Origin of the sequence: Colwellia sp. 6M3 (assembly GCF_014077595.1) — a bacterium.
Taxonomy (GTDB): Bacteria; Pseudomonadota; Gammaproteobacteria; order Enterobacterales; family Alteromonadaceae; genus Cognaticolwellia.
In genome coordinates this window covers 1-4,315 of record NZ_JACGWF010000155.1, presented here as the reverse complement: position 1 = coordinate 4,315, position 4,315 = coordinate 1, and the positions used below count along the sequence as shown (strand labels likewise).

The 4,315-nt window shown below is 35.2% G+C and carries 5 protein-coding genes; 2 read left to right on the top strand and 3 right to left on the bottom strand.

Features of this window, described 5'->3' with window-relative positions; genetic code table 11:
* A partial coding sequence (locus tag H4J50_RS18525; protein WP_182257638.1) for a cation transporter occupies nt 1-744 on the bottom strand: 744 nt, incomplete at its 3' end.
* A 77-nt stretch (nt 745-821) separates the two neighbouring features.
* On the opposite strand from H4J50_RS18525, the gene cadR reads away from it, so the two are divergent.
* Complete coding sequence (gene cadR / locus H4J50_RS18520; RefSeq protein ID WP_024592054.1) at nt 822-1,229, top strand: Cd(II)/Pb(II)-responsive transcriptional regulator; 408 nt, start codon at nt 822-824, stop codon at nt 1,227-1,229.
* A 14-nt stretch (nt 1,230-1,243) separates the two neighbouring features.
* Here cadR and H4J50_RS19735 read toward each other — a convergent pair whose 3' ends face one another.
* Both H4J50_RS19735 and H4J50_RS19730 read right to left on the bottom strand, forming a co-directional pair.
* Nucleotides 1,244-2,095, bottom strand: a complete 852-nt coding sequence (locus tag H4J50_RS19735; RefSeq protein WP_259366301.1) for an FTR1 family protein — start codon at nt 2,093-2,095, stop codon at nt 1,244-1,246.
* Nucleotides 2,096-2,188: 93 nt separating this feature from the next.
* Nucleotides 2,189-3,184 carry a cytochrome c gene (locus H4J50_RS19730; RefSeq protein ID WP_259366300.1) on the bottom strand — a complete coding sequence of 332 codons (996 nt, stop codon included), beginning with the start codon at nt 3,182-3,184 and terminating at the stop codon, nt 2,189-2,191.
* Nucleotides 3,185-3,524: 340 nt separating this feature from the next.
* Here H4J50_RS19730 and H4J50_RS18510 point away from each other — a divergent pair, with 340 nt between their 5' ends.
* Nucleotides 3,525-4,235, top strand: coding sequence for a transglutaminase family protein (locus H4J50_RS18510; protein ID WP_182257637.1), 711 nt, complete (start codon nt 3,525-3,527; stop codon nt 4,233-4,235).
* The last annotated feature ends 80 nt before the right edge of the window (nt 4,236-4,315 follow it).

Here is a 4,315-nt window from a genome sequence, read left to right as displayed (position 1 = left end):
AATCCAACTAGCCTTCATATGAGCGCCATTTTCTTTACTATCTGATATTAAAAACAAACATGTAACATTGGCAATTAACGCAAGTGCACCAAAAATCATCATTAAATTTGATACGGGTTCACTTCCGTATATAAATCGCCTTAACACTTCACTTAAAGCACCTAACGCAAGGATAACTTGTAGCAATCCCGATATGTGGGCAGCTTTGAGTTTCATCTTAATGCTTTTCCCAACCGCATATATTGCCAAGCCATATACAGCAGCATCTGCAAACATATCTAAAGAGTCAGCAATCAGTCCAGCGGATTGAGCAATCCAACCCGCGATGAATTCACAAAAAAACATGAACCCGTTAATGATCAGTAACCACTTAAGAAAAATGGTTTCTTTCCCTTCATTTTCTTTAGCAGATACTTTGGCTTGGGTTGCTTCAACACGGCAACTTTCTCTGGTTCTTTCTAACGTAGCACCTAAATTCAATGATTGAAGCTTCGTCGTTATCTCATCCAAATGAGCATCATGAAAAACTTTAACTAGCCGATTAGGAATATCAAATGTTAATCCAACAGGTGGTTCAATACCGTCGAGCGCTAACCTTATCAATCGTTCTTCAGAAGGACAATCCATCTTAGGCACTTTATAATCAGTGGTGAAACGCCCATCAAAAGCATCAGTATTTTTAAACTCTTTAATACTAGAGTCAGTAACAACTGACTCACATTGGCCACTACATTTATTTGACATGAAAAACCTTGCTAAACTCATTTTTACAAAGTATAAAGTCTATAGTAACCATAGAGTCAACAAAGAAATTTAATATTATGAAAATTGGCGAACTAGCAAAATTAACAGATTGTTCAGTACAAACGATCCGTTATTATGAAAAAGAACAACTCTTGAAATCCCCAGAGCGAAGTGAAGGAAATTTTCGTTTATATAATAAATCGTCACTTAAACAATTGATGTTTATTAAACAGTGCAGAACGCTGGATTTAACCTTATCGGAAATTCGTCAACTGCTTGAGTTACAAAGTTCACCCTCGATTCAATGCAACTCAGTTAACAACATGATCGATAGTCATATTCAGCAAGTTGAACAACGTATCAAAGAACTTAATAGCCTAAAAGAACAATTAAATTACTTAAGTAACACATGCTCAAATAATGGAACAATTGAGCAGTGTGGTATTTTACAAAAGCTTACCAGTGACGTAGCTAAAAATGTTTAGAAACAATGCTGATCTTAAATCATTATTTGTTTTCTTCTAGATCTATCCATATAGGCTATAAATAAAACCAATATTGTCAACTGTGCCATTATGCCTTCCCAAGTAGACCCAACACCAATCCAATCAACCTCTACAGTAATTGGCAATGGAGAAATTCCAATAACGGCAGCCTCTTGTAATGCTGAAACTGCTTTTCCCATTAATATAAATGACAGTGCTAATAAGAGATATGTTGTTGTTGAAAAGAAACGAGCGATTGGCAATTTTACAGAATATTTAAACATTCCCCATGCAATAATCGATAACACAGCTATCCCGAATAAAAGTCCACCGATAACAAATGAGTATTGAGTCGTTGAGGCTTGTGTTAACAGTGATTGATAGAATAAAACCGTTTCAAAAACCTCTCGGTAAACAGCGATAAATGAGAGCACGGCTAATCCCCAAAGTGTACCTGCTTCTAATTGTGTATTAATGTGCTTTTGAATGTATGCCTGCCAATGTTCAGCATTCGTTTTGCTATGCATCCAGATCCCCACATAGAACAACATTAACGCTGCAAGCATTGCAGCAATACCTTCCATGACTTCTCGACTTGCACCACTGATACTGATCATTGATTGGGCTAACGCCCAAGTAGCAAAACCCGCTAATAGCGCACTCAGCCAACCAAAATGGACATATTTTAAAGCATCATGACGTTTAGTTCGCACTAATACTGTTATCAAAGCCAGTACAACCAGTAACGCTTCTAAACCTTCCCTTAGTAAGATAACTAAGCTCGCCGTAAAAAGAGCCTCATTTGATAGAGTGGTTTCTGTTAGTAACCCTTCAGCGTTATTGAGTTGCCCCACAGTAACTTCCATAAGGCTTTCAAGTTGATTAACCTGTTGGGCGTTACTTCACACTTGACGAAGCTTAATCAAGCTTCCTTCGATACTTTTACGTAAATTTTTGTCTCATGCATCCAAACTATTTTCAATTAATTCAAAACCATCTAGATAAGCACTCACCGCAAGTGTTTTGGCCTGCTCATACTCTCCATTTTTATATGCAATGCTTGCAGCAGCTAATTGAGTTTTGGTTATAGCTAAAGGACTACTTTGATCGGTAAACAATAATGTGGGATTAGCTCTTAATCCTTCAATTGCATTTTTCGTTAATCCGTCAGTTTCTGTCGATAATTTTGATGGACTATAATTTATCCAGTTTTGTAATGAAATTGATTGTGATGGTTTGGTTAATTCTCTTGATGATTGAAATGCTAAGCTTCCGACATAAAATGCAAGGGACCATTTCTGCTGTTCTTTTAATTGTGTAAATGCAGGCATGGCCGTATCATCAAGCCCATTAGATATGGCATCAAACAAGCCTAAAAGTGAACGGTTTTCAGCACGTTTTTTATCGGTAAAATCGGTAGGAGCAGGCTCTAATCCCGATGCTAAAATACCATTTCCTTGACCTGAAAGACCGTGGCAACTCGCACAGTTATTTTCAAATAAAGAAAACGTCGCGTCTTTAGACAGTAATCTTTTAGGGAGAGGTAACTCAGGCATCATAGCCAATAGTGAAATTCGTAGTTCAGAAGCAAATTGCCTGACAGTGTCTACTTTTTGTTTAGTTGAAATGGCGGTTTGTAAAGCCGATGCTTTCTCATTGAGAGAGTGCATAACATAATTATCACTTGACGTTTTATCAACTATCAATTGAGAGAATTCAAGCATTTCCTGGTATTCATCATCGTTAATAACTTGACCATTATCAACCGCTGATGCGTAATCGACCCCCACATATTCTGCCAACTGTGCTATCTGGCGTAGTTGAGCAACCTCATCAACCGTTGAAGCTACACTCAACTTCGAAAATAAAAGAATCGCCATCAACACTAAACATAATAATGATTGTATTCCTATATTTTTTTGACTTATTAATCGCACGTTCCAACAAAATTGCATACTATGGCCCTTAAATATTACAGCCCAAATGATAATTATTATCAATTGTAATACCTATAGTTGCTATAGAGTAAAGTATTAAAAAATATTTTTATAACTGGGTGTTATCAATGAAAATGTAGAGAACATTAGAAAAATCGCTGACTAATGGTTTTAAAATGAACATTGAAAATATCTATCTAGCTAATTCTGTCAATTCATCCTTGACCCTATAGTTACTATAGAGATTATAGTGTTGATGTGTTGACCTATAAGCTGTTAATAACAAGATAAATAACGAGCATATATTAATGACTATTGCTCGTTTTAGCCAGCAACTGAATTAGTAAAGCAGAATCCTATGAAATCACATATATATTTAAAGAAATCGAATATTCTAGATTACGATACCCCTCTAATTACAGACTTGATTAAAAATAGAGGCTGGAATTCTCTTGATGATTTTGAAAAAATAGGGGCTGCTTACAGTTTTGTTAAAGATGAAATAAAGTTTGGGTATAACAGTCGTGATGATATAAGTGCGAGCTTTGTTTTAGCTGATGGGTATGGTCAATGCAATACTAAAGGAACTCTTTTAATGGCTTTATTAAGAGCATTGGATATTCCTTGTAGATTTCACGGATTTACTATTGAGAAAAGCTTACAAAAAGGTGCTATACCCAATTACATTATGTGGCTTGCTCCAGAATTCATTATTCATAGCTGGGTTGAAGTGTTTTTTGAAGATAATTGGATCAATCTAGAAGGCTTTATTATTGATGACTCGTATCTAAAATCTATTCAATCTAAGTTTAAAAATGTGAAAAATAATTTTTGCGGATATGGTATTGCAACAAAGTGTTTATTAGATCCACAAGTGGAATGGTCAGGCAAAGATACGTATATACAAAAAGAAGGTATACATGATGACTTTGGCATTTTTAACACCCCAGATGAATTCTATGAGAAATATGGCACTAATTTGTCTGGCATTAAAAATTGGCTATATAAAAATGTCATTCGGCATCTAATCAATAAAAATGTAGAAAGCATTAGAAAACTAATTAAATAATCATTATAAAATGAAAAAAGGGTTATCTAGCTAATTCTGAAAATATTTCTTGACCCTATAGCTACTATAGATGTTATTAT